Raw genomic sequence first — 22,268 nt, forward strand, 5'->3', positions numbered from 1 at the left:
CACGCACTCGGAGCAAAGACGCAAAGTAAGAAATCCAGAAATCGAATCACCAAGGATTGCCAACCATTGTAAATGCTGCCCAATAATAAGGATGGGATAATGGTCCATCAGGTTGCTGGATACTATCAGCGGGTAAAGGTAAATTTCCAACTTCTCCTAAACCTTGTATTTGTCCGTTTTTTAAGTAAATCTCTCCTTTTGCCATCGCTACTTGAGCTTCTCTTAAAGCTTCTGCCCGAATTCTAGAGGTTTTCAAGCTTTGGTAAAATTTTGTCATCAAAGCGGCAGAACCAGCATCGTTGACTGCCCACAAACTCGCAACACTCGTTTTTACACCTGCGAGCACTGCTAATCCAGCAAATCCAATTTCTGCCTCTTCGTCTCCTAAAGCTGTTCTACAAGCACTTAGTACTAGCATTTCTACTTGAGGTTCATTAAAACCTAATTTCCGAATTTGGTTTAAGCGTAATTTGTCTTCCCAGAGTTGAATATATGAATTACTCAGCGTACCCGTGTTAAAATCAGCATGGGTTGCCATGTGAATAATTCCGAAAGGTTGTTGACGACGGATAGCTCTAAGATTATCTAAAGTCGCTTGCTTATTGAGAAATAATTTCCCTTGCCAAAGCTTAAACACCAATGTAGATAATTCAACGGGAACTGCTGGTAAAGGTGTTTGTCCTTGAGTTGTTTGAGAAACTCCCATCGCTAAAAGTTGAGATTTTTTAATGTCGGTGTAGAGTGTGTTGGTTAAGGTGAGACTGGGCATCAAGCCAATACTGTATTTTTCTACCAAAAATCCTTTACCATTGTGTAAGGCAGCCATCGGGGTAGAACGTAGACCAACATCAGGCAGAAAAACTAGATTGTCGATACCTCGTGCTTCTAAATCTGCTTCTAATGGGGAAATTATCCAGCGATAAAGTTGTTGAGAGAAAGGTAAATAACCGTCACTGCGACGATTTCGCGGAATCACGATTTGGTTGCGAAATTCTTCAGCAATTTTGAGAACTTCGGCTTTTGTCGCTTCGGGAATCCGTTTGCGTACAGGATTTCCTGTTCCTGTCACCATGACTAATTCGAGTTGTTGGCTGTTTTGCTCTGCTATAGTATTTAACTGTTTATTACCCAAAACAGATAAAGGAGTAATTTCTACAGGAACAAAACTGATGTAGATAAATGCAGGTTTGACACCAGTAGCTTTTTCAATCTTTTGAGCAATTGCTTTACCATCATCCAATGTTTTCAGGTTGGGAATCGGTATACCTAACTGAGTCGCAATCCTACTGGTAAACTTATCCTCAGGAGTGGGATTAGTATCCAGCAGTGCTCGATTACCATCAGTTGGGATGGTGATAGAAACAGGATTATCCCGCTTAACGGGATTATTATCGCATTGAACTGTGCAGGGGGGAGGAGTTGGAGTTGGAGGTGGAGGTGGAGGTGGAGGTGGAGTTGCAGGTGGAGTAATATTAAGTCCTACTTGTTGAGGTGCAGAAAAAGAAACGCGATCGCTTGCTCTAACTGTGAAAGCATTAATTCCTCCATTGGCATTACTTGGTGATGTATAATTAAGAGTCTCGCCAGGAATTAAGGCATCTCCTGGATTTAAAACGGTTTGCGATCGCCTTAATGTTCCAGCAGTAATCGCATCAAGGACGATAGAGGTGTTATCAAGATTGATATCGCTGGTGTTTGCTGTAAAAGTAAAAGGAAAAGATTGACCAGCTTGAGCATTATTTGAGAGTGTGGGGTTTGTCGTTAGTGTTGGTGCGCTGTTGACAGAATTAATTGTAATCCCCGCAGGAGTACCAATAGCAGTTCCACCATTAGACAAAACTGGAAAACTACCCGCAGAGATAATTGAGGTTCCACCCGCATTAATACTTCCTGTTGTACCATTGAGAGTTGTCAGAGGTGGAGCACCCACGATAAATGGTACATTATCTGCTCCGCCATCATGTTGAATTCTAACAGTTCCTCCACCAGTGGCGATGGTGTCCCTACTTTCCCCAATCGTTCCTGTACCTTGAACAAGTCCGTTTGTGAGCACTTGCACATTACCATTTTGAATAGTAATACCAGCTTCTGCGCCACCTTGGTCAGTTATAGCTTGAGAGTTAATGCTATCAAAACGAATCGTGCTACCAGCTGCATTAGTTGTTTGTAAGGTGACATCACCACCTGTAGCAGTTCCACCACGTTGGTTAGTATTGACGTTTGCGGAAGAGTTTATTGCTCCTGTAGTAATATTACCACCGCTGGTCGTGGCTATAACAGCGCCACCTGTACCCAAACCAAAACCATTATTGGAAGAAGAATCAATCGTATTAGTCTGGATGTCACCTGCGGCAGTTAAAGTTATTGTTCCTGCCGCATTCCCATTAGTAAAGCCGTTATTATTGCTTGTATTTAGTTGATCAAGAGTTATTCCGCCGCTGGTGGTGGTAACATTAATATTGCCAGAGCCATAGCCGTTTCCGCTAGCAATTATATTCCCTGCATTAATATTGCCGCTTGCAGACAAAGTTACATTACCGCTATTGGTGAAATTACCAGTTGTGCTGAGATTACCCAAAGATAAACTCGCTCCGGAAATATTGATGTTTCCCCCAGCATTTCTGATAGTGTCAGTGGGATTAGCAAAGATGACTCCACCGCTTTGAGAAGACAAGCTGAAATTTCCACCGTTCAATGTCGCTGTACCGGGGGTAGTTACTCCGGGGGTATCTCCGTTAATGGAATTGATGGTAATATTTCCAGTAGCCTGTAAATTGATATTGGTAGCTAAACTTAAGGTTCCCCAAGAAATTGTATTCGCACCATTATCAGGTAATGCAAAAGGAATATTACCAGCCGTACTATCAAAACTACCATTACCTGAAGGCGCATCGATAATCGTTAATGTGCTGGGGTCTAATAATAAAGTGCCAAAATTACCGCTGTTCGCTGAAGTATCGACAGAACCTCGAAAAGTTAAGAAATTTTTCCCCGATACTTCCACAAAGCCACCATTCCCAGAATTTAACCCACCGCGAGCAGATATATTACCAAAAAACTGAGTGCGATCGCTACCCCAAACAATAACACGTCCGCCATTGCCATTCAACTTACCCTGAGCATTAATCACAGAGTTGGAATCAACATAAGTCTGACTAGCATTATAGACCGTTCCCTTACCCTGATAATCGCCACCAATTAAGACTGTACCACCATTATTACTGCCAGAGGCGTTAATATTCGCGCCAATCACCGCAACTTGCTGACCCAAAACATTGACTGTACCCCCGGTGGAACCAGATACATCAACTTTGCCAGATATAATAGTTGTACCTGGGGAAGTTGGAATTTTCAGGTTTGAATTTGTTAGTTGTACAGTACCATCAGAATTAGCAGTTAAGCCAGTATTCCCCACAGTGAGCAACTCTGGTAAAGAAGCGACAGGAATAGTCGAGTTTGATTGATTGCTCAAAGGCTGAATTTCCAAACTTAAAATATTTCCCGGTTGACTCAAACGCACCCAACTTTGTCCAGGAACCGATGAAACGACGATTTGCCCCCCAGGAGCGGAAATCTGCCCAGTATTAATTACCGTACCACCTAATAAAGTTAAATTTTGACCAGCCCCCACCCCTAAATTACCAGCATTAATAATTCCACCTGGTTGATTGGTTGTAAAAGCGAATCCGTTGGGTTTCCCTACCAACGCAGTATAGTTATTTGTGGCGATCGCATCAAACCAAACATTCCCAAACCCAATACCATTTGCCGTCGTCGCCGTAAAAGCACCAGGAACATTTAAACTAGCATTTGCACCAAATACAAATCCTGCTGGATTCAGCAAAAATAAATTAGGACTTCCACCCGTTACCTGAATCAAACCATTGATAATGGAAGGATTACCCCCCGTCACTCGACCGAGAATATTTTGCAAAACTGGATTAGCCTGAAAATTAGCTATTTGTTCTCGTGAAATGCCAAACTCTTGAAAGCTGTGAAATAAGTTTGCCCCATCACCAGAAATCTTACCACCACTAATATCAAGTCTATTGCCGTTAGGCGTCACAACCGTATTTGTTCCGTCCGCAGCGGGAATAATTTGTTGCGCTGAAGCTAATCCCGCATTCACAGTTGCGATGAAGGGAACAATACCTAAGCAAGCATACCTGATAAAATTTTGGCATATTTTTAAGATGATTATTTCACTTCTAGACCCAGAGGCACAGAGACAAAAATTGACTTTCCGTAATTCAAAACTTTGAGCGTGTTCTTTATCCCTTTGCGTCTTTGCGCCTTTGCGTGAGCTTTCCCTTAACAAAAGCCTACCCGTACCGAATTCTACATCAATTTGATATTTATCAACAAGTCCCCGCCGCTTTAACGCTTCAGCAATTACCCCCTGGGATAATAGAAGCATTTCCAATCTACGCTCTTGGGTAATATTCCCTGGATGAGTCCGATAATAGTAAAGTGGCTTTTTCACCCGTCCAACAGAAGCAACTTCAGAGAGTCGCAGACATAAATCGTAATCTTCAACGACATCCGGTGAACCCTCAAAACCCTTCACTTGCTCGAAAAGCGATCGCCGAACTAAGCGAAAATGAAAAGTCATAAAGTCTACCAATAGCCGTTCTGGAGAGTAGGGAATCGAACAGCGATGACCATAACTAGTAACTTTACCACTTTCATTTATCTCATAATAATCAGTATAAACAAAACCCATTTCTGGCTCGCGTATAAGTACAGCAGCCGTTTCGGCTATTGCGGTAGGAGCCAAAAAATCGTCGCTATCTAACCAGCCGATGTAGTCTCCCGTCGTCTGGTTAGCTGCTGCTTGACGGGCTAATGCGATACCTAAGTGAGGTGCTTTTACTACCCGTAAACGCTTATCTTGTTGAGCAAACTTGTTCGCGATCGCCACTGATTCATCTATAGAGCCATCATCCCAAATTAGCAACTCAAAGTCTTGCCATGTCTGCGCTAAGACGCTAGCGATCGCTTCCCACAGGTAATCTTGACGATTGTAGTTGACGATGATAATTGAGATTAATGGCGACATGGAACTCCTCCCAATTCAAGGGTGTAATCACAATATAATCCTCATGTGAACCATCTCAGTGAAATCACTAACAAATGTAACTATTTAAAGATAATTTTCTTGCAGATATGACATACTCAAATATCTGGCAAAGGTAAATCTAATTATGAAGACCTTAATTTCTCTTAGAGACGTTCCGCCGCAACCTCTCTACCATAGCACCAAAAATATACGTGTCAGATATGCTTTGTTAATTCTCCACTCTGTCTGCATTCTCTGCATAGCACTAAAAGCTACGGCTGATGATGTCAATACAAATAACGTAACATTTCCCGCAATTGCACAGACATCAGATATTGACCCACCCCTCAAACCAGAAACAAGCGATCGCCTGATTGTACGTAAAATCAAAGTTGTCCATAGCACTGTCTTTAGCGAAAAAGACTTTAACCCTATTTTACAGCCGTATGTGGGACGAGAATTAACTCTTGAAGAAATTAGACAAGCCGCAGATAAAATTACTCAGCTTTATTTAAATCAAAAATATATCAATTCCAGAGCGATTCCGGTAACTGAGCAGACTCCAGACGGTGTGGTGGTAATTCGTGTGATTGAAGGACGTTTAGCAGAGATTGAAGTTCAAGGAACAAAGCGATTAAATCCCAATTATATTCGCGATCGCATCAAACTTGGTGCTGGTATCCCTCTGAATACTATACAACTTGAAGACCAACTAAAGTTACTGCGAATCGATCCACTTTTCACCAATGTGGAAGCTAGTTTACGTCCTACAGGTAAGGTTGGTCAAAGTATTCTCATTGTCAGAGTGCAAGAAGCAAACCCCATCACCGCTGTTCTTGGTGTAGATAACTATTCATCACCTAGCGTTGGGGGAGAAAGATTGGGTATTGAATTGCGCGATCGCAATTTAATCGGAATTGGTGATGAGTTGGCAGGCTCATATTACCATACTCTATCAGGTGGTTCGGATGTTTTTGATTTTAGTTATCAAATTCCCGTTAACGCCATGAATGGCAAGGTACAATTAAGAGCTGCCCCCAATCGGAACGAAATTACCGAAGCTCCATTTAATAGATTGGGTATTCGGGCAGATCAAGATTTATATGAAGTTAATTATCGTCAGCCGTTAGTGCGATCGCCAAGAGAAGAATTTGCTCTTTCCTTCGGATTTACCTATCAAGATGGTCAAACCTTTCTTTTTGATCGACTTCCCACCCCTTTTGGGATTGGTCCCGATGAAAATGGAGTTAGTCGTACCAGCGTAATTAAGTTTAGCCAAGATTATGTCAAACGCGATCCGCAAGGAGCTACTTTCGTGCGATCGCAATTTAATTTTGGCACTGGTTTATTAGATGCTACGATAAATAATGCACCCATCCCTGACGGTCGTTTTTTCAGTTGGTTGGCGCAAGTACAGCGCGTACAACAACTGAATAACGATAACTTGTTGCTGATTCAAGCCGACTTACAACTAACACCAGACAGCTTATTACCTTCCCAACAATTTGTAATTGGTGGTGGACAGTCTGTCAGAGGATATCGGCAAAATATTCGTTCTGGCGATAATGGCTTTCGTTTAGCGATCGAAGATCGATTCACTTGCATACGCAACGAATCAGGATTATCCACTATTCAGCTTATACCATTTCTCGACTTAGGAGCCATCTGGAATCAATCTGATAATCCTAACAAACTACCCAGCCAAAGATTTCTAGCAAGTGCAGGTTTAGGGCTATTGTGGAATCAAGCATTAGGAATCGATCGCCTAACTTTACGACTCGATTATGGAATACCCTTCATCGATTTAAACGATAAAGGTAATAATGCCCAAGATCAAGGCTTTTACTTCAGCCTGCGTTTTCAACCGTAGTGAGGACTGAAGTCCTCAAAAAAATAAAGCGCTTCAGCGCTCACTACATTATAATCAACACAAATTTCAGTTAATTTACCCGTGAATGTTCCCACCAGCTTTTCTACCCAAACTCGCAAAGCAGATCACATCCGTATCTGTCTAGAGGAAGACGTTCAGTGTCAGCAAATCACTAATGGACTCGAACGCTATCGCTTTATCCATTGTTGCTTACCCGAATTAGACCGTCAGGACATTGACATCAGCACAACGTTTTTAGGGAAAACTCTCTTGGCACCGTTGTTAATTTCTTCCATGACTGGTGGTACAGAACAAGCGGGCATCATTAACCGTCGTTTGGCAGAAGTCGCACAACATTATAAAATAGCAATGGGCGTTGGTTCTCAGCGCGTAGCAGTAGAAAAACCCTCAGTTGCTGATACCTTTGCCCTGCGAAAGTACGCACCAGACGTTTTGCTACTTGCGAATTTGGGCGCTGTGCAATTGAATTATAAATACGGTGTAGATGAGTGTCTGCGCGTAGTCGATATTTTGGAAGCCGATGCTTTAATTTTACACCTCAACCCGTTGCAAGAATGCATCCAAGGGCAGGGCGATACAAATTTTGGCGGATTGCTTGACAAAATCGCCGACTTATGTAATAAAGTAAAATTACCTATAATTGTTAAAGAAGTTGGAAATGGTATTTCTGCAAAAATGGCAGAGAAACTGATTGCTGCGGGAGTGACAGCGATTGATGTAGCAGGTGCGGGTGGTACGTCTTGGGCAAAGGTAGAAAGCGAAAGAGCAGAAAATGCTTTACAAAGACGTTTAGGAGAAACCTTTGCTGATTGGGGTTTACCGACAGCAGAGTGCATAACGAGTATTCGGGCTGTAGCACCAAAAGTGCCATTAATCGCTTCTGGGGGATTGCGTCACGGACTAGATGCAGCAAAAGCGATCGCACTCAAAGCAGATATCGCAGGTTTCGCAATGCCATTTTTGCAAGCAGCAGCGGTGGGAGAATCAGCAATCTATGAGCTAGCTGATGTTTTAATCGCCGAAATCACCACAGTATTATTCTGCACTGGTAATTCTAACTTATATCAGTTGCAAAATTCTGGAAGCTTACAAAAAATAGAAACCTAATCCCCTACCCCCTTTTCGATTCCGGGAAGGAAAGAAGATGCCTTGCACCTGAACGAAGATTGTCTGCCCCTCTCGTTGTAGGAGAGGTTCTTCTCGTTCCTATGCTTTGCGATCTGTGAGAGGTTCATCGAACTTCACGTTAATATAAGTTGCAGCAGCTTTAAGCCGTTTAAATGTTAGGTGTGAGATATTCGGTGGAATTATAAACAAACAAGTCAATCGTCCAAGGTTTTTGACTATTGACTAAAGACTAATAACTAAAAAAATGCATAATTTTCTCAAACAAACTTTTGCTAGCTTAGTTGGCAGCTTACTCGGACTAATTATTTTTTGTGGTGTCGGCACCAGCACACTGTTCTTTCTATTTCTGATCGCTGCTACCTCGAAAGACAATGGACCACAAGTTAAGGATAAGTCAGTGTTGGTTTTTGACTTAGCGACGAAAATCACTGACAGCGAACCAAGTTCTAACGAAGTTTTTCGGCAAGCACTATCAGGTGAAGATGACAATAGAATGTCACTCCGCAGGGTGATCGATGCTTTAGAAAAAGCGCGTCGCGACAAGCGGATTGTCGCTATCTACTTAGATGCAACTCACAGCGGAGCTGGTAGTAGCGTTGCGGGTTTTGCCACTCTCAAAGAAGTGCGTCAGGAGTTCGAGAAGTTCCGCGCCTCCGGCAAGAAGATTATAGCATACGGCATGGAATTCGGTAAACGCGAATATTACTTAAGTTCGGTTGCAGACACCGTTATCCTCAATCCCTTGGGAGCGATGGAAGTTAACGGTTTGAGTACACAAACAATGTTTCTGACGGGAGCATTGCAAAAGTATGGTATAGGTGTTCAAGTTGTGCGCGTTGGTAAATTTAAAGGCGCGGTGGAACCGTATATACTGCCAAAATTGAGTCCAGAGAACCGCGAACAAACTCAAAAATTGTTGGATGATGTTTGGTCAGAATGGCGTACTGCGGTGGGTAAAAGTCGTAAACTTACTCCTCAAAAATTGCAGGCGATCGCCGATAATCAAGCAGTCTTAATGGCTGACGAAGCCAAAGCTAGCGGTTTGGTAGATCGGGTAGACTATTTCGATGAAGTAGTTAGCAATTTGAAAAAGTTAACTGATAGCGACAAGGAAGATAAAACATTCCGTCAAATCGACCTAGCAGAATACGCTGGAGTTTCTGGGAAGCAGTTTGGTATAGAGCGCGACTCTATAAATAAAATTGCTGTGGTTTATGCGGAAGGCGAAATTGTCGATGGTCAAGGTAATGATAGCGAAGTAGGAGGCGATCGCTTTGCCAAAACCTTCCGCAAACTACGACAAGATAAAAATGTGAAAGCCGTTGTCTTGCGGATCAACAGTCCCGGTGGTAGCGCGACTGCCGCTGAGGTGATGCAGCGAGAAATACGACTAACTCACCAAATCAAACCAGTAGTTGTCTCAATGGGCGATCTTGCTGCCTCTGGTGGTTACTGGATCGCTAGCGATTCCAACCGCATTTTTGCCGAACCAAACACCATCACAGGCTCAATCGGTGTCTTTGGCTTGCTATTGAATGGGCAAAAACTGGCGAATGATAACGGCATCACCTGGGATTCCGTCAAAACCGGACGCTATGCTGATAGTCAAACCGTTTCTCGTCCCAAATCACCCGAAGAATTAGCTGTTTATCAGCGCAGTGTTAACCACATTTACAATCTATTCCTCAACAAAGTTTCTCAAGGACGCAAACTCCCACAACAAAAGGTAGCAGAAATCGCTCAAGGACGAGTTTGGTCTGGGGTAGCTGCAAAGCAAATCGGTTTAGTTGATGAACTTGGTGGCATTGATGCTGCTATAGATTATGCCGCTAAAACCGCCAATTTAGGAAACGATTGGGAATTACAAGAACATCCCAGACACAGCACCTTTGAAGAACGCTTTTTTGGTGGGGTAACTCAAGAAGCGCGGACTATTTTGGGAATTGAGAAAGTAACAACTAAATCACCCGATTTACTAACCGCTGAATTCCAGAAACTACAAAAAGAATTAGCGATTATGCAAAAAATGAACGATCCCCTCGGTGTTTATGCTCGTTTGCCATTCAACTTCACGATTAAATGAGCCACACCCGCTCAGAATTTAGTCTAAGTGCAGAATGGGAGCGGAATCCTCTTAAAAAAACTCTGCGTACCTCTGCGCTACCTGGTGCGTCTCTCTGCGTTTAAAAACGCCCTCGTATTAATGCGTCGTATTTTCTATGGAAATTTCTCATTCACGCACAGTTACTTACAGCCCTGCTTATACAATTGTTCCGACATACGAGTGCTTTAATCGCTGTACCTACTGCAACTTTCGCACAGACTCGCTGATTAGTCCCTGGATGGCTGTATCAGCCGCAGAAAGTCTTTTAAAACAACTTCAAAGCAAAAATGTCTGTGAAATCCTCATACTAAGTGGTGAAGTGCATCCCTCATCGTCACGGCGTCAAGCCTGGTTTCAGCGGATTTATGATTTATCTAAATTGGCACTTTCAATGGGGTTTCTGCCCCACACCAATGCGGGAGTGTTGAGTTATGAAGAAATGGAAAAATTAAAGACAGTTAATGTATCTATGGGGTTGATGTTAGAGCAATTAAACCCAATATTGTTAAATACAGTACATAAATACGCACCAAGTAAAGTACCATTCGTGCGATCGCAACAATTAGAGTTAGCGGGTAAGTTACAAATTCCTTTTACAACAGGGTTACTACTGGGAATCGGGGAAACTGAGGATGATTGGTGGGAAACATTAGAAGCTATAACTCGCTTGCATCAGCGTTACCATCACATTCAAGAAGTCATCTTGCAACCTCATAGTCCTGGATATCAGCAAACCTTTGATGCACCTGGTTTTGACCTGTATAAATTACCAGCAGTCGTTTTTCAGGCACGTCAAATTCTCTCACCAGATATAAGCATCCAAATTCCACCGAATTTAGTCAAAGATGACCAATGGTTACTCGCTTGTATAGAAGCTGGTGCCAGGGATTTAGGGGGAATTGGACCAAAAGATGAAGTAAATCCCGATTATCTGCATCTTCAAGTAGAGGCGTTGCAAGAAATTTTACAGCAAGCTGGCTGGGAAATTGTGCCGAGGTTGCCAATTTATCCGCAGTTTGATGATTGGTTATCGGTGGAATTGCAAGCAGCGGTGAAGCGGTGGCGTCAGCTACAAGAACACAGTCTTTGACCAAAAAACGATGAAAAAAAAATGTAGAGACGCGACCGGTCGCGTCTCTACAAGGGTTTCGGTTAACCCATATTTAAATTCGGTCGATGTCTAAAGTATATTTTTTCTTTTTTCATGCTTTTTTTCCACTAAATACTCCAAAAAATGCCTCATCTGTGGCAATCTGGGAAACAGAGATTTTTTTAATCTGATATTTTAGCTACAGCAAATTTACCTAAGAGGTTATGCAAACCTTACCAACACTTACTATTTCAAACACCGCATCCAGTGAAGCCACTTTTGACACAACTATTAAACGGCGCAAAACCCGTCCTGTGAGAGTTGGCAATGTCACTATTGGGGGCAGCTTCCCCGTGGTGGTGCAGTCGATGATTAATGAAGACACACTTGATATTGATGGTTCTGTAGCAGGAATTCGGCGTTTGCACGAAATTGGCTGTGAAATTGTCCGAGTCACAGTACCAAGTATGGCTCATGCCAAAGCATTGGCAGAAATTAAACAAAAATTAATTAAAATTTACCAAGACGTACCCATCGTTGCTGATGTGCATCACAATGGCATGAAAATTGCCTTGGAAGTCGCCAAACACATAGAAAAAGTGCGAATTAATCCGGGTTTATATGTGTTTGAAAAGCCAAACGCTAATAGAAGCGAATTCACCAAAACGGAATTTGATGAAATCGGCGAAAAAGTGCGTGAAACTTTAGAACCTCTAGTAGTTTCTTTGCGCGATCAAGGTAAATCAATGCGAATCGGCGTAAATCACGGTTCCCTAGCCGAAAGGATGCTATTTACCTACGGCGACACGCCAGAAGGAATGGTAGAATCTGCTTTGGAATTCATTCGCATCTGTGAATCTTTGGATTTTCATAATTTAGTTATTTCCATGAAAGCTTCACGAGTGCCGGTGATGGTAGCTGCGTATCGCTTGATGGCAAAGCGCATGGACGAACTCGGTATGGATTATCCTTTACATTTGGGCGTCACAGAAGCTGGTGATGGCGAGTACGGACGGATTAAATCCACTGCGGGTATTGCCACCTTGCTAGCTGATGGCATTGGCGATACAATTCGAGTATCTCTGACTGAAGCACCAGAAAAAGAAATTCCCGTCTGTTACAGCATTTTGCAAGCTTTAGGGTTGCGGAAGACGATGGTGGAGTACGTCGCTTGTCCTTCCTGCGGACGTACTTTGTTTAATTTAGAAGAAGTGCTGCACAAAGTCCGAGAAGCAACAAAACACCTCACTGGGCTAGATATCGCAGTTATGGGTTGTATTGTCAATGGTCCAGGAGAAATGGCTGATGCTGACTATGGTTATGTCGGCAAAACTCCTGGGTATATTTCTCTCTATCGAGGGAGAGAAGAAATCAAAAAAGTACCAGAAGATAAAGGTGTAGAAGAGTTAATTAATTTGATTAAAGCAGACGATCGCTGGGTAGAACCATGAGAAAATAGATACTCATACCAGTAGAGACAAAGAAAGTGGAAATTAATTATGCGTTATCTGAAACCCTTGTAGAGACGTTACATGTAACGTCTCTACATTCTTCATGTAACGTCTCTACATTCTTCATGTAACGTCTCTACATTCTTCATGTAACGTCTCTACATTCTTTTCCACTTTCTTTGTCTAGTTACCCAATCCAAGCGTCCAAGCGTCCCTAATCGCCAGAAAAACCGGATTCCAAATCATTTTTCTGAAAGAAGAATACATGTCCGGTCTTTACAGTGATACCCTGTGTTAGATTGAGCATACTGAATATATTTTTTCCTTAGCCGCGCAGCTGTCATTATGGTGATTACAAGAAATGGACTTGTTTTGGGTGCTACGGCAGTAACGTTAACCACAATTGCTGTTACTAGTCTTGGCATTCACTCCCAAGGACAGGCTTTATTTAAAGAAAGTCCCAAAGAATTGGTAGACCAGGTTTGGCAAATTGTTCAACGCCAATACGTAGACGGTACTTTTAATCAATTAGATTGGCAGGCTGTTCGTCGTGAGTACTTGAGCAAGTCCTACACCAACAAGCAACAAGCTTACAAATCTATCCGGGAAATGCTGAAAAAGCTGGACGATCCCTATACCCGGTTTATGGACCCTGAGGAGTTCAAAAATATGCAAGTGGACACCTCTGGGGAATTGATCGGCATAGGCATCACAATTAGTCAAGATGAAAAAACGAAGCAGTTGGTTGTAATTGCTCCCATTGAGGATACACCAGCTTTTAAGGCTGGAATTCTGGCAAAGGATAAGATCCTCAAAATTGACGGGAAATCGACTAAGGGAATGGATACCAATCAGGCTGTATCCTTAATTCGCGGTGAACCAAATACTTCGGTAAATTTAAGTATTGAGCGTAACGGTCAGCAAAAAGATTTTCAAATTAAACGCGCACGGATTGAAATCCATCCGGTGAAGTATTCCCAAAAGCAAACACCAGCAGGGAACACTGGATATATTCGCTTGAACCAGTTCAGCGCTAATGCGGCTAAGGAAATGCAAAGCGCAATTAAAGATTTAGAAAGCAAAAAGGTTGCTGGCTATGTTCTGGATATGCGCGGAAACCCAGGTGGTTTATTATTCGCTAGTGTGGACATTGCCCGAATGTTTATTAATAGCGGTACGATTGTCTCAACTATTCCTCGCCAAGGTGAGGTAGAAAAAGAAGTGGCAAACGGACGTGCTTTGACAAATAAACCCCTGGTGGTGTTAGTAGATAAAGGTTCCGCTAGTGCTAGTGAAATCCTCTCCGGCGCATTGCAGGATAATAAGCGTGCTGTTATAGTTGGTACTCAAACCTTTGGTAAAGGTTTAGTACAATCGGTACGTCCTCTTGACGATGGTTCAGGATTAGCAGTAACGATCGCCAGATATCATACTCCTAGTGGTAGAGATATTCACAAGCATGGCATAGACCCAGATGTCAAGGTAGATTTGACTGATGCCCAAAAACAGCAATTGTGGCTGCGCGAGCGTGATAAACTCGCTACACTAGCTGACCCGCAATTCGCTAAAGCAGTAGAAGTTTTGGGTAAAGAAATTGCTGCCAAAGGTACTACAAGGGCAGAAAAATGAAGAGTTAGGAATTTGGAGTCAGGAGTTAGGAAATGATAACTCTACAACTCATAACTTTACACTGGTTGACATTTGCCTGAGCGAATCAGCCCTACGCGGCGGGCGATCGCTTCTCCTTCTGAGATAAATGGTCCCCATTGTTCTATAATTTCTGGATTATCGTCTTCGGTTATTTCTTGGCTGGGGACGATTTCGCAATTTCCGGCAGGGCGCTTGACTATATGACAAGATTGTGTACTATTCATAGGTCATACAAAAATTTTGTTTCTCATACCAATTCTTGATAAAACAGCGCTAAATTAGGACTTACGCATTGACATAAATTTTATCATATGCATAAGCCATTACTTGATTTGCACCAACAGAAGTTAAGTATTTTTGTGTTCGTGGATAGTTTACCAAGAAAATGGGTAAAAGCCCCGTCCTTCGCTTGACGGCTTTAATTGATTTTGTATATACTTTTTTAGCACTTCTAGGGGTGCGCCGCCAACTGTTGAGGCAAAGTAAGAGGGACTCCACAAAGCCTCTTTTCCTAACGGCTTTTTAAATCCTTCCTGTCCATATCGACGGCTTGATACTCCTTTAAGTGCATTCACTATTTGAGAGATAGAAAGCTTGGGAGGATATTCTATTAATACGTGTACATGGTCTACCTCCCCATTAAATTCCTGTACCAAGAAATTCATTTTTTCAGCTACTTCTTTGAAAGATTTTTCAATCAATGCAAGGCTCTTAACTGTGAAAACAGGTTTTCGATATTTTGTCACACAGACCAAGTGAATCTTTAAGTCCGTAACACTGTGCCTTTCTCTACGAAGATGACTTGACATTTTGTACAGACCAATATAATGTAAACATACAGACCAACTATAGCACAAAGGGATGAAAGCAAGATATCAATACCGATTCTATCCAACAGACCAACAACGAACGAGCCTCGCTCAGTTGTTTGGTTGTGTTCGTGTAGTCTGGAACGATGCCTTGGCTTTGTGCAAACAATCCCAAAAACTTCCTAGTAACGGAGACTTGCAAAAATTAGTATTAACCCAAGCAAAAAAGACTGAGAGTCGAGAATGGCTTAGTGGTGTAGCTAGCATTGCTTTGCAGCAATCAGTCGCGGATTTGGGAACCGCCTACAAAAACTACTTTGACTCTTTAAAAGGCAAAAGAAAAGGCAAGAAACTAGGTAGCCCTAGATTCAAAAAGAAAACTAATCAACAGTCAGCGAGGTTAACTCGTGGCGGCTTCTCAATACAAAAAGAAACGGTTTATTTAGCCAAGATTGGCAACGTAACACCGATATGGTCAAGAGAGTTGCCATACCTTGCTAGCTCTGTGACTATCATCAAAGACTGCGCTAATCGCTACTTTTTAAGTTTTGTGGTTGATATTGAGCCTGTCAGCCTTGACACTAAAAACCAAAATATCGGAATTGATTTAGGTATAAAGACTTTTGCGGTAATGAGTAATGGTGAAAAAGCTGAAAGTCCTAGCTATAAAAAGCTTGACAGGAAAGTTCGCAAACTACAAAAGAAATTAGCACGGCAACAGAAAGAGTCTAAACGTCGGAATAAGACACGTTTAAAAATAGCTAAAAAGCATAACGAGATTGCGGATATCCGTAAAGATTTCTTGCATAAACTATCTACTAAAGTCGTTAGCGAAAATCAAACTATCGTCTTAGAAGATTTGAACGTGTCGGGAATGGTCAAAAATCGTAAACTCTCTAGGGTAATTAGCTTTCAGGGGTGGCGAGAATTTAGGACTCAATGCACGGCTAAATCCCAAAAGTACGGACGTGAGTTTGTTGTTATAAATAGGTGGGAGCCAACTAGCCAAGTTTGTTCTGAATGCGGATACAAATGGGGCAAGCTAGATTTAAAAATTCGGTCGGTTCAATGTTTAAATTGTAGAACTGAACACGATCGAGATGAAAATGCGGCTAAAAATATAAACAAAGTCGGGATAGGGCATTGCCACGACTCTAAATGCACGTCGAGACGGAGTAAAACCATTCCGGTGGTATCTGTCAACGAAGCGTGAAGAATCCCCGTGCGCAGATCGCCGGGGAGTATGTCAAACAAACAACTCAAATAGACATCTCCAGGGACTAAGAATCAACCACGATTTCACTTCTGTTTTCCGGCTGATTTTTGGAGATGTCTAATAGACAACCTATTTGAAAAAGAATTATTGTGACGTTAAATTTAACGTCTCTTGGGGTTTGGGCAACGCATAGTTCATTTTTGGAGATGTCTAATACTCGATTAGGGCATTCAAGGTTGTTAGCTGACTGAATGTTTGCCAGCACTCCACCAAGAGAAGGAACTAGAAACCATGTCAAAAGGTGGTTTTTCTATATTCGTAGCGATCGCATCATTCCACTTGTTGTAGACATCATGGCAATTTAGCTGACAATCTCAGCGATCGCTGTACTCAGTCGATTATTGTTTGGATTGAAACCCTTGGTAGAGACATCAGGAACATCTGCTTTCATGCGATCGCTCAACAAGCAGGTGTAAGTGAAGCATAAGTTATTCGCTTTTGCATTGACCTTTATCTTCGTGGAATAACCGCACCCCAAATTAATCTTGCAGCGTGGGAAGCGGAAAAAGAATTTATCAAAAAAATTAAAACTCGACCTGCTCTAGTTGCAGGTCCCGATTGCCAACGTGAACACCTCACCCTCAGAGATTTTCTGAAGACATTGATTTATGTACATCAACACGAATAATTGGAATTTCAATTATAAATTCTGCTCCTTTACCTGGTGCTGAAATACACTTCATATGTCCTCTATGTTGGTTGACAATGATTTGATAGCTAATAAATAACCCCAACCCGATTCCCTCCCCCACTGATTTTGTTGTAAAGAAAGGCTCAAATAACTGCGACTTAATTTGGTCGTCGATTCCTATTCCATTATCCTTAATACTAATTTTTACCCAGTTTTTATTGATAAAATCAGTACAAATTATAATCACACGAGCATCATTTATAATTGGAGAAATATCACAGTTTTTGTGAGATTTATTTAACACATCAATAGCATTGATTATCAGATTCATAAAAACTTGATTTAATTGACTTGGATAACATTCCACATGGGGCAAATTCCCATATTCTTTAACTATTTCAATGTTAGAAGTTCCTAGCTCCGATTTTAACTGATGAGAAATAAGTAATAACGTACTATCAATGCCATCATGAATGTTAACAGATTTTATCTGGGCTTCATCTAAGCGGGAAAAATTACGTAATGCTAGTATAATCTGTTCAATACGTCTTGTTCCTGCCTCCATTGATGACAAAAGCATTGGTAAATCTTTAATTACAAAATCCGTCTCAGATTTTTCAATCAGGACTTCAATTTCCGCATCAGCATCAGGATAGAGTTGACGGTAAAGGTTAATTAAATCTACCAATGCAAGAGGTCTATTGATTTAGATGAAATAGATTGACATGAATAAAATTTACAGGATTATTAATCTCATGAGCAATGCCAGCGACTAATCGTCCAAGACTAGACATTTTTTCAGCCTGAAGCAATTGGGGAGCTAGCTGGAGCTTTTTCATTGTTTTTTCCAGCTGTTCAGCTTTTTGTTTTAAATCTGCTTCCGATAGTCTTAATTCTTTCTCCATTAGTAAGCGTTCTTTATATTGGTGATTAAAAGGACGGTATAAGAAAAAATATAGTGCTGGTGAAATCAATATTGATAGCAGAGTAGAATCAAGAAAAACCTCAACTAATTGAGGCATATTTGGTAAGAGCGGGAAGAGTAGCATTATGAATGTCTCAGCACAGAATACTGAAATTGCGATTCTGCTGACAAAAAACCAAGGAGAATTTCGCATTTTGCAGATATTTTATAAATAAATGGATTTAGTTCTATATAGTATTCCCAAAAATTTCTTTAAGTTTGTTTCACAAGGCAGCTATGCTGGAGGTATTCGTGACCTGACTTTTCTCGTGAAGTCTGTCTAGCAAGCTGCCAACCTTCACCGTTGCCGTATTCTTGTTTACATCTATGACCCATTTGATACTGCTCCCGCAAGAACGTGCGATCGCAGTTGTTGATCGATTAATTAGTTCTGGAAAAGCGGTAATTAATACCCAGGTGATCGAAGAATTTTTGATGGCAACCACCTGCTTGCTTGCGATCGCGATAGTTTGGCTATGAATTCAGAAGTGAATGGCTCAATTGCGCTTAAAAAGTCACTTTGATAAACATACTGACAGAAAAGCACATCGCAAAATATCCGTTGACACAGACTAAAGTCAGACAATCAAAATCCGAAAGACCCTGAGTATACAGATATAAGCTATTTATATTCTTAAATAAAATAAATCTCAATGTAAATCAAAGGTAAACACCAATATATGAGAAAGTGTAAAGAAGCTAGTACCGCTTTCTGGGAATTTGCATTCTCTTGATTCAAAAACCTTTAGTTATAGGCTTTTGAGCTTTTGCGGTAGAAAATTTATTTATGCTTATCTGTGATACCGACTGAGGGCATAAGCAAAATGCATAATTAATAATCGAGGATGCTGACATTCTTGAGAAGGAAAGGGAAAAGGGAAGAAAATATTGTTCCTTATTCCTTTAACCTTTTCCCCTGATAAAATTACCCTTCCCCTTCTTCATTTTTTGAGCAATATCCATCCACACTAAAAACCGCAGCCAAAGAAACTTGATAGTCTAAGGTAGTTCATTTATATTTAGTGAGGTAGCGATGCAATCTCCGGGGAATTACTGTCAAGCAGAACTGTAAACGTATATAAATGTGAATAAATTATCAGCATGAAGTTACAATTGTTATTAGGGTCTTTATTTTCCCAGATTAAAGTCCGCCATTGGTGGATAAGCATTCTGTTTTGGATTGTTTTGGTTGCACCAGCTCAAGCATCTGTAATATTGCGTGTGGCAATTGAAAGAGGTGTTAATCAGGTAAAAGTCGGCAGTTCTACAACTGCGATCGTTAAAGATGGTTCTGGTCGCACTTTAGGACAATTACCGTCTATGAGTTCCTATTATGCCCAAGCGATTTCTGGGGGAGTTGCTTTGGATAGATGGCGATCTGGTTTATTTTGGATTGAGCCAACAGGTAAGGGATTTGTTTATATAGGCGATCGCTGGTATCGAGGCAGAACTCTGGTTATTCCTACAGACAAAGGTTTAACCGCCGTTAATTGGGTTGATATCGAAGAATATCTCTACAGCGTCATCGGTGGCGAAATGGATGCCAACTGGCCCCAAGAAGCGCTACAAGCACAGGCGATCGCAGCTCGTACCTATGCCCTCTACGAACGCGAAAAACAGCGCAGCAATCCCATTTACGATGTCGGCGATACCCCCGACCGCTGGCAAATTTACAAAGGCGTAATTAGTGAATCCGGTGGCATTTATAAAGCAGTCGATGCCACATCTGGGCAAGTATTAACTTATAAAAATCAAATTATTCTTTCAGTTTTTCACGCTTGTTCTGGTGGACACACTGAAAACGTCGAAGATGTTTGGGGAAACACCCTGCCTTACCTGCGTGCAGTTCAAGACTTCGACCAAAATATTAGCGAGTGCAGTTGGGTGAAAACCTTCTCAAGCGCACAAATCAGCGCCATGATTCCTTCTGTGGGCAATGTCAAAGATATGCTTACAGAGGCGTTTTCCCCTTTCGGCAGCGTTAAAACCTTGAAAATTGTCGGTGACAAAGGTACTAAAGTGTTACAAGGCGAAGAAGTGCGTACAGCACTAAAGTTGAAAAGTACTCGCTTTCGGGTCAGCAAGGGAACAGGTGGTAGTTTTGTACTCCAAGGACTCGGCTACGGTCATGCTTTGGGTATGAGTCAATGGGGAGCGTATAATTTAGCTCGGCGAGGAGCAAACCATCTACAAATTTTGGGGCATTATTACCAAGGTGTAGCCCTAACCCCAATTCGAGTCAAGTAGTTAGTAGACACGCGAAAGTGAAAATGAATGTAGAGACTATTCTGTGCTACGTCTGTTGGGGTTCTGGATAACGCATATTTAATTTCTACTCCTATGTCTAGTGGTTAGTTGATAGTGGTTCAGGACTTAGTACAGGATTTCACAAATTCCTAGCGTTTTTAAATGCACACGAGCAAAAAAGATAAGCGATTCGATAAGTGTGGTCATACCCCCATGAACAACTTTTCAAGACAGAGTGACGCAGAGTTTTTGTAATAAATTTTCGTCATAATTTATGCAATATTGTAGATAGCGCAGTCTTTGGCTGCGCCCTGACCATACAATTTTCATTACGACAATATTATGGCGCATCAAAAAGCCCCTGCTCTTATCCCACATTCGGCACCGTCGAATATGGTAGCTAACAAGTATCCAACAGTTGGATTGATTGAAGTTCCAGCAACCGGACTATACGATGCAGAAGGCAATAATTGGACTTCTTTATATAGACATCGTTCTTTAATCAGCAAGCAAGTTTTGATAGCTGACTTGCAAGCAGGAGGATTTGATGCGCGATTGGTCAACCTCAGAGATGGGGATTATAGTCAAGAATTTGGGCAGATTTTCTGGAAAGGGATGACCTTGCGGAAAACTTATGTAGGTGGAGAAATTTTCGCTCTCGATCCTCACGCTTATGATGCTTGGGGAATTACAGTGAATTTCTCCCAAGATCGTCAAGTAAGCTGTATGATTGTTGAGCATCTTGCCAAAGGTGGTCGTCCCATTATCGTTGGGGGATCTGATGCTGTCGCAGAACCGCAACACTACTTGCAGGCAGGAGCAGTAGCAGTAGTTCAGGATAAATCCGGTGCAGCTAATTGGGCTATTCTCGACTATGTACTCGGAAAAACCCCACGGGAAGAACTGACGGGGGTAATTCTCGCAGATGGTAGACAATTTGCCAGGAAGACTAAAGCTAAAAGTCCAGAAGATTGGACTCTACCCTCTGTGGAGGTGGCTACCGAATGTTTAGGGATGCTACCAAATGTACAGGGAGTTGTGCCGATTGGTTCATTAGTGGCTGACATTGGTTGCGATCGCACCTGCGATTTTTGCATGACACCCACCTACGGCACTGGCTATCGCCGAATGACCCCAAAAACCGCCCTCAAATGGCTGGCTATTCAGAAAGAAGCGGGAGCTCGTTCGATCAATATCGGTTCCGATCAATTCCTAGCCCGTGGACTCTTTCCTGGGGGACGAGAAGAGATCCTCGAAATTACCAATGGGGCGCGGGAGATGGGAATATCTCTCATGTGGCCTAATGGTTTAGAACTGCGGAAAGCCACGGTGGGACACGGACGCAACTACGACAATACCGATCTCAGCCCTGACGAAGAAGTTATTCAAGCACTGTTTGGCTGGGATGGCAAAGTCGGTTGTCCTTTAGCTTATATCCCTGCTGAACGTCCCGTTTTTGGGCGAGAATCATACAGCAAGTTGTTGCCGTGGCAAGAGCATTGTACGTTGATGAAATCTGTCGTCAGAACTGGTATACCTGTTATTGCTTATGGCATTATTATCGGGCTACCAGATGATGACGATGATAGCTTGTTACGTCTTGAGGAAGCGATCTCAGGACTCGTTGATGAACTCATAGAGATTAACCCTGAATTGGAATTTCAGATTGCTGTCTACAGCATTGCCCCCTTGCCAGGAACTCCCCAATCCCAGAACTTACGCAAGTTAGGTCTGTTGCAGTTTGAAGACCCCTGTGTTTGGGGAGGGCTATGGACACCTACTTGCAATACTCATCACCTTACCTACGAGCAGGTTTCCGATTGGCAAATTCGTCTATCTAAGATTCGCAGAACAAACACTGAATTTACCAACTACAACGGGGAATATTCAGCGCTAGTTAATAACTAACTATCCGGTGGCTGATGATTGGCTTGTGGAAGTCAATCATCACCGTGGTTTTCGGATTGT

General features: G+C 42.0%; 16 protein-coding genes. 10 read left to right on the forward strand and 6 right to left on the reverse strand.

The genetic code is table 11. The features are described 5' to 3' along the window. Positions 1–46: 46 nt before the first annotated feature. The gene (locus OGM63_RS17070) at positions 47–5,059 is read right to left on the reverse strand and encodes a CHAT domain-containing protein (protein ID WP_263746800.1); all 5,013 of its coding nucleotides are present in this window, start codon (positions 5,057–5,059) and stop codon (positions 47–49) included. A gap of 145 nt (positions 5,060–5,204) precedes the next feature. Between OGM63_RS17070 and OGM63_RS17075 the strand changes: the two genes are divergently transcribed. The 6 genes from OGM63_RS17075 (at position 5,205) to ctpC (ending at position 14,352) form a co-directional block, all read left to right on the forward strand. Next, positions 5,205–6,929, forward strand: a complete 1,725-nt coding sequence (locus tag OGM63_RS17075) for a ShlB/FhaC/HecB family hemolysin secretion/activation protein (protein ID WP_263746801.1) — start codon at positions 5,205–5,207, stop codon at positions 6,927–6,929. An 81-nt stretch (positions 6,930–7,010) separates the two neighbouring features. Further along, a complete protein-coding gene (gene fni, locus OGM63_RS17080) occupies positions 7,011–8,057 on the forward strand; it encodes a type 2 isopentenyl-diphosphate Delta-isomerase (protein ID WP_263746802.1) in 1,047 nt (348 codons plus the stop codon). A gap of 265 nt (positions 8,058–8,322) precedes the next feature. Beyond that, positions 8,323–10,161: a signal peptide peptidase SppA gene (sppA, locus tag OGM63_RS17085; protein ID WP_263746803.1), complete on the forward strand. Its 1,839-nt coding sequence runs from the start codon at positions 8,323–8,325 to the stop codon at positions 10,159–10,161. A gap of 136 nt (positions 10,162–10,297) precedes the next feature. Beyond that, on the forward strand, positions 10,298–11,272 hold the full coding sequence (gene cofG / locus OGM63_RS17090) for a 7,8-didemethyl-8-hydroxy-5-deazariboflavin synthase subunit CofG (protein WP_263746804.1): 975 nt from the start codon (positions 10,298–10,300) through the stop codon (positions 11,270–11,272). 224 nt (positions 11,273–11,496) lie between these two features. Continuing rightward, the gene (gene ispG / locus OGM63_RS17095; RefSeq protein ID WP_263746805.1) at positions 11,497–12,723 is read left to right on the forward strand and encodes a (E)-4-hydroxy-3-methylbut-2-enyl-diphosphate synthase; all 1,227 of its coding nucleotides are present in this window, start codon (positions 11,497–11,499) and stop codon (positions 12,721–12,723) included. A 345-nt stretch (positions 12,724–13,068) separates the two neighbouring features. Continuing rightward, positions 13,069–14,352: a carboxyl-terminal processing protease CtpC gene (gene ctpC / locus OGM63_RS17100; RefSeq protein WP_263746806.1), complete on the forward strand. Its 1,284-nt coding sequence runs from the start codon at positions 13,069–13,071 to the stop codon at positions 14,350–14,352. A 56-nt stretch (positions 14,353–14,408) separates the two neighbouring features. Here the strand turns inward: ctpC and OGM63_RS17105 are convergent, their stop codons facing one another. Then, positions 14,409–14,597 carry a DDE transposase family protein gene (locus OGM63_RS17105; protein WP_263746807.1) on the reverse strand — a complete coding sequence of 63 codons (189 nt, stop codon included), beginning with the start codon at positions 14,595–14,597 and terminating at the stop codon, positions 14,409–14,411. Between the two features lie 150 nt (positions 14,598–14,747). Next, on the reverse strand, positions 14,748–15,182 hold the full coding sequence (gene tnpA, locus OGM63_RS17110) for an IS200/IS605 family transposase (protein WP_263746808.1): 435 nt from the start codon (positions 15,180–15,182) through the stop codon (positions 14,748–14,750). A 52-nt stretch (positions 15,183–15,234) separates the two neighbouring features. Here tnpA and OGM63_RS17115 point away from each other — a divergent pair, with 52 nt between their 5' ends. Further along, a complete protein-coding gene (locus OGM63_RS17115) occupies positions 15,235–16,395 on the forward strand; it encodes an RNA-guided endonuclease InsQ/TnpB family protein (RefSeq protein WP_263746810.1) in 1,161 nt (386 codons plus the stop codon). A 364-nt stretch (positions 16,396–16,759) separates the two neighbouring features. Here OGM63_RS17115 and OGM63_RS17120 read toward each other — a convergent pair whose 3' ends face one another. From OGM63_RS17120 to OGM63_RS17130, 3 genes are all read right to left on the reverse strand, one after another. Further along, on the reverse strand, positions 16,760–16,936 hold the full coding sequence (locus OGM63_RS17120) for a hypothetical protein (protein ID WP_263746811.1): 177 nt from the start codon (positions 16,934–16,936) through the stop codon (positions 16,760–16,762). A gap of 103 nt (positions 16,937–17,039) precedes the next feature. Beyond that, positions 17,040–17,777 (reverse strand): sensor histidine kinase, encoded by a 738-nt coding sequence (locus OGM63_RS17125; RefSeq protein WP_263746812.1) that lies wholly within the window; start codon positions 17,775–17,777, stop codon positions 17,040–17,042. 10 nt (positions 17,778–17,787) lie between these two features. Then, positions 17,788–18,207 (reverse strand): sensor histidine kinase, encoded by a 420-nt coding sequence (locus tag OGM63_RS17130; RefSeq protein ID WP_263746813.1) that lies wholly within the window; start codon positions 18,205–18,207, stop codon positions 17,788–17,790. 173 nt (positions 18,208–18,380) lie between these two features. On the opposite strand from OGM63_RS17130, the gene OGM63_RS17135 reads away from it, so the two are divergent. From OGM63_RS17135 to OGM63_RS17145, 3 genes are all read left to right on the forward strand, one after another. Beyond that, a complete protein-coding gene (locus tag OGM63_RS17135; protein WP_263746814.1) occupies positions 18,381–18,533 on the forward strand; it encodes a hypothetical protein in 153 nt (50 codons plus the stop codon). 621 nt (positions 18,534–19,154) lie between these two features. Then, positions 19,155–20,300, forward strand: coding sequence for a SpoIID/LytB domain-containing protein (locus OGM63_RS17140; RefSeq protein ID WP_263746815.1), 1,146 nt, complete (start codon positions 19,155–19,157; stop codon positions 20,298–20,300). Positions 20,301–20,693: 393 nt separating this feature from the next. Continuing rightward, on the forward strand, positions 20,694–22,208 hold the full coding sequence (locus OGM63_RS17145; protein WP_263746816.1) for a radical SAM protein: 1,515 nt from the start codon (positions 20,694–20,696) through the stop codon (positions 22,206–22,208). Positions 22,209–22,268 lie beyond the last annotated feature (60 nt).

Origin of the sequence: Plectonema radiosum NIES-515 (assembly GCF_025753815.1) — a bacterium.
Lineage (GTDB): Bacteria > Cyanobacteriota > Cyanobacteriia > Cyanobacteriales > Nostocaceae > Hassallia > Hassallia radiosum_A.

Bases quoted from the DNA above. Each gene is read 5' to 3' on its own strand.
- OGM63_RS17145 (WP_263746816.1), top strand. From the start codon at position 20,694: ATGGTAGCTAACAAGTATCCAACAGTTGGATTGATTGAAGTTCCAGCA.
- OGM63_RS17140 (WP_263746815.1), top strand. From the start codon at position 19,155: ATGAAGTTACAATTGTTATTAGGGTCTTTATTTTCCCAGATTAAAGTC.
- ispG (WP_263746805.1), top strand. From the start codon at position 11,497: ATGCAAACCTTACCAACACTTACTATTTCAAACACCGCATCCAGTGAA.
- OGM63_RS17075 (WP_263746801.1), top strand. From the start codon at position 5,205: ATGAAGACCTTAATTTCTCTTAGAGACGTTCCGCCGCAACCTCTCTAC.
- sppA (WP_263746803.1), top strand. From the start codon at position 8,323: ATGCATAATTTTCTCAAACAAACTTTTGCTAGCTTAGTTGGCAGCTTA.
- OGM63_RS17130 (WP_263746813.1), bottom strand. From the start codon at position 18,207: ATGCGAAATTCTCCTTGGTTTTTTGTCAGCAGAATCGCAATTTCAGTA.
- OGM63_RS17115 (WP_263746810.1), top strand. From the start codon at position 15,235: ATGAAAGCAAGATATCAATACCGATTCTATCCAACAGACCAACAACGA.
- tnpA (WP_263746808.1), bottom strand. From the start codon at position 15,182: ATGTCAAGTCATCTTCGTAGAGAAAGGCACAGTGTTACGGACTTAAAG.
- OGM63_RS17070 (WP_263746800.1), bottom strand. From the start codon at position 5,059: ATGTCGCCATTAATCTCAATTATCATCGTCAACTACAATCGTCAAGAT.
- cofG (WP_263746804.1), top strand. From the start codon at position 10,298: ATGGAAATTTCTCATTCACGCACAGTTACTTACAGCCCTGCTTATACA.
- ctpC (WP_263746806.1), top strand. From the start codon at position 13,069: ATGGTGATTACAAGAAATGGACTTGTTTTGGGTGCTACGGCAGTAACG.
- OGM63_RS17105 (WP_263746807.1), bottom strand. From the start codon at position 14,597: ATGAATAGTACACAATCTTGTCATATAGTCAAGCGCCCTGCCGGAAAT.
- OGM63_RS17135 (WP_263746814.1), top strand. From the start codon at position 18,381: ATGACCCATTTGATACTGCTCCCGCAAGAACGTGCGATCGCAGTTGTT.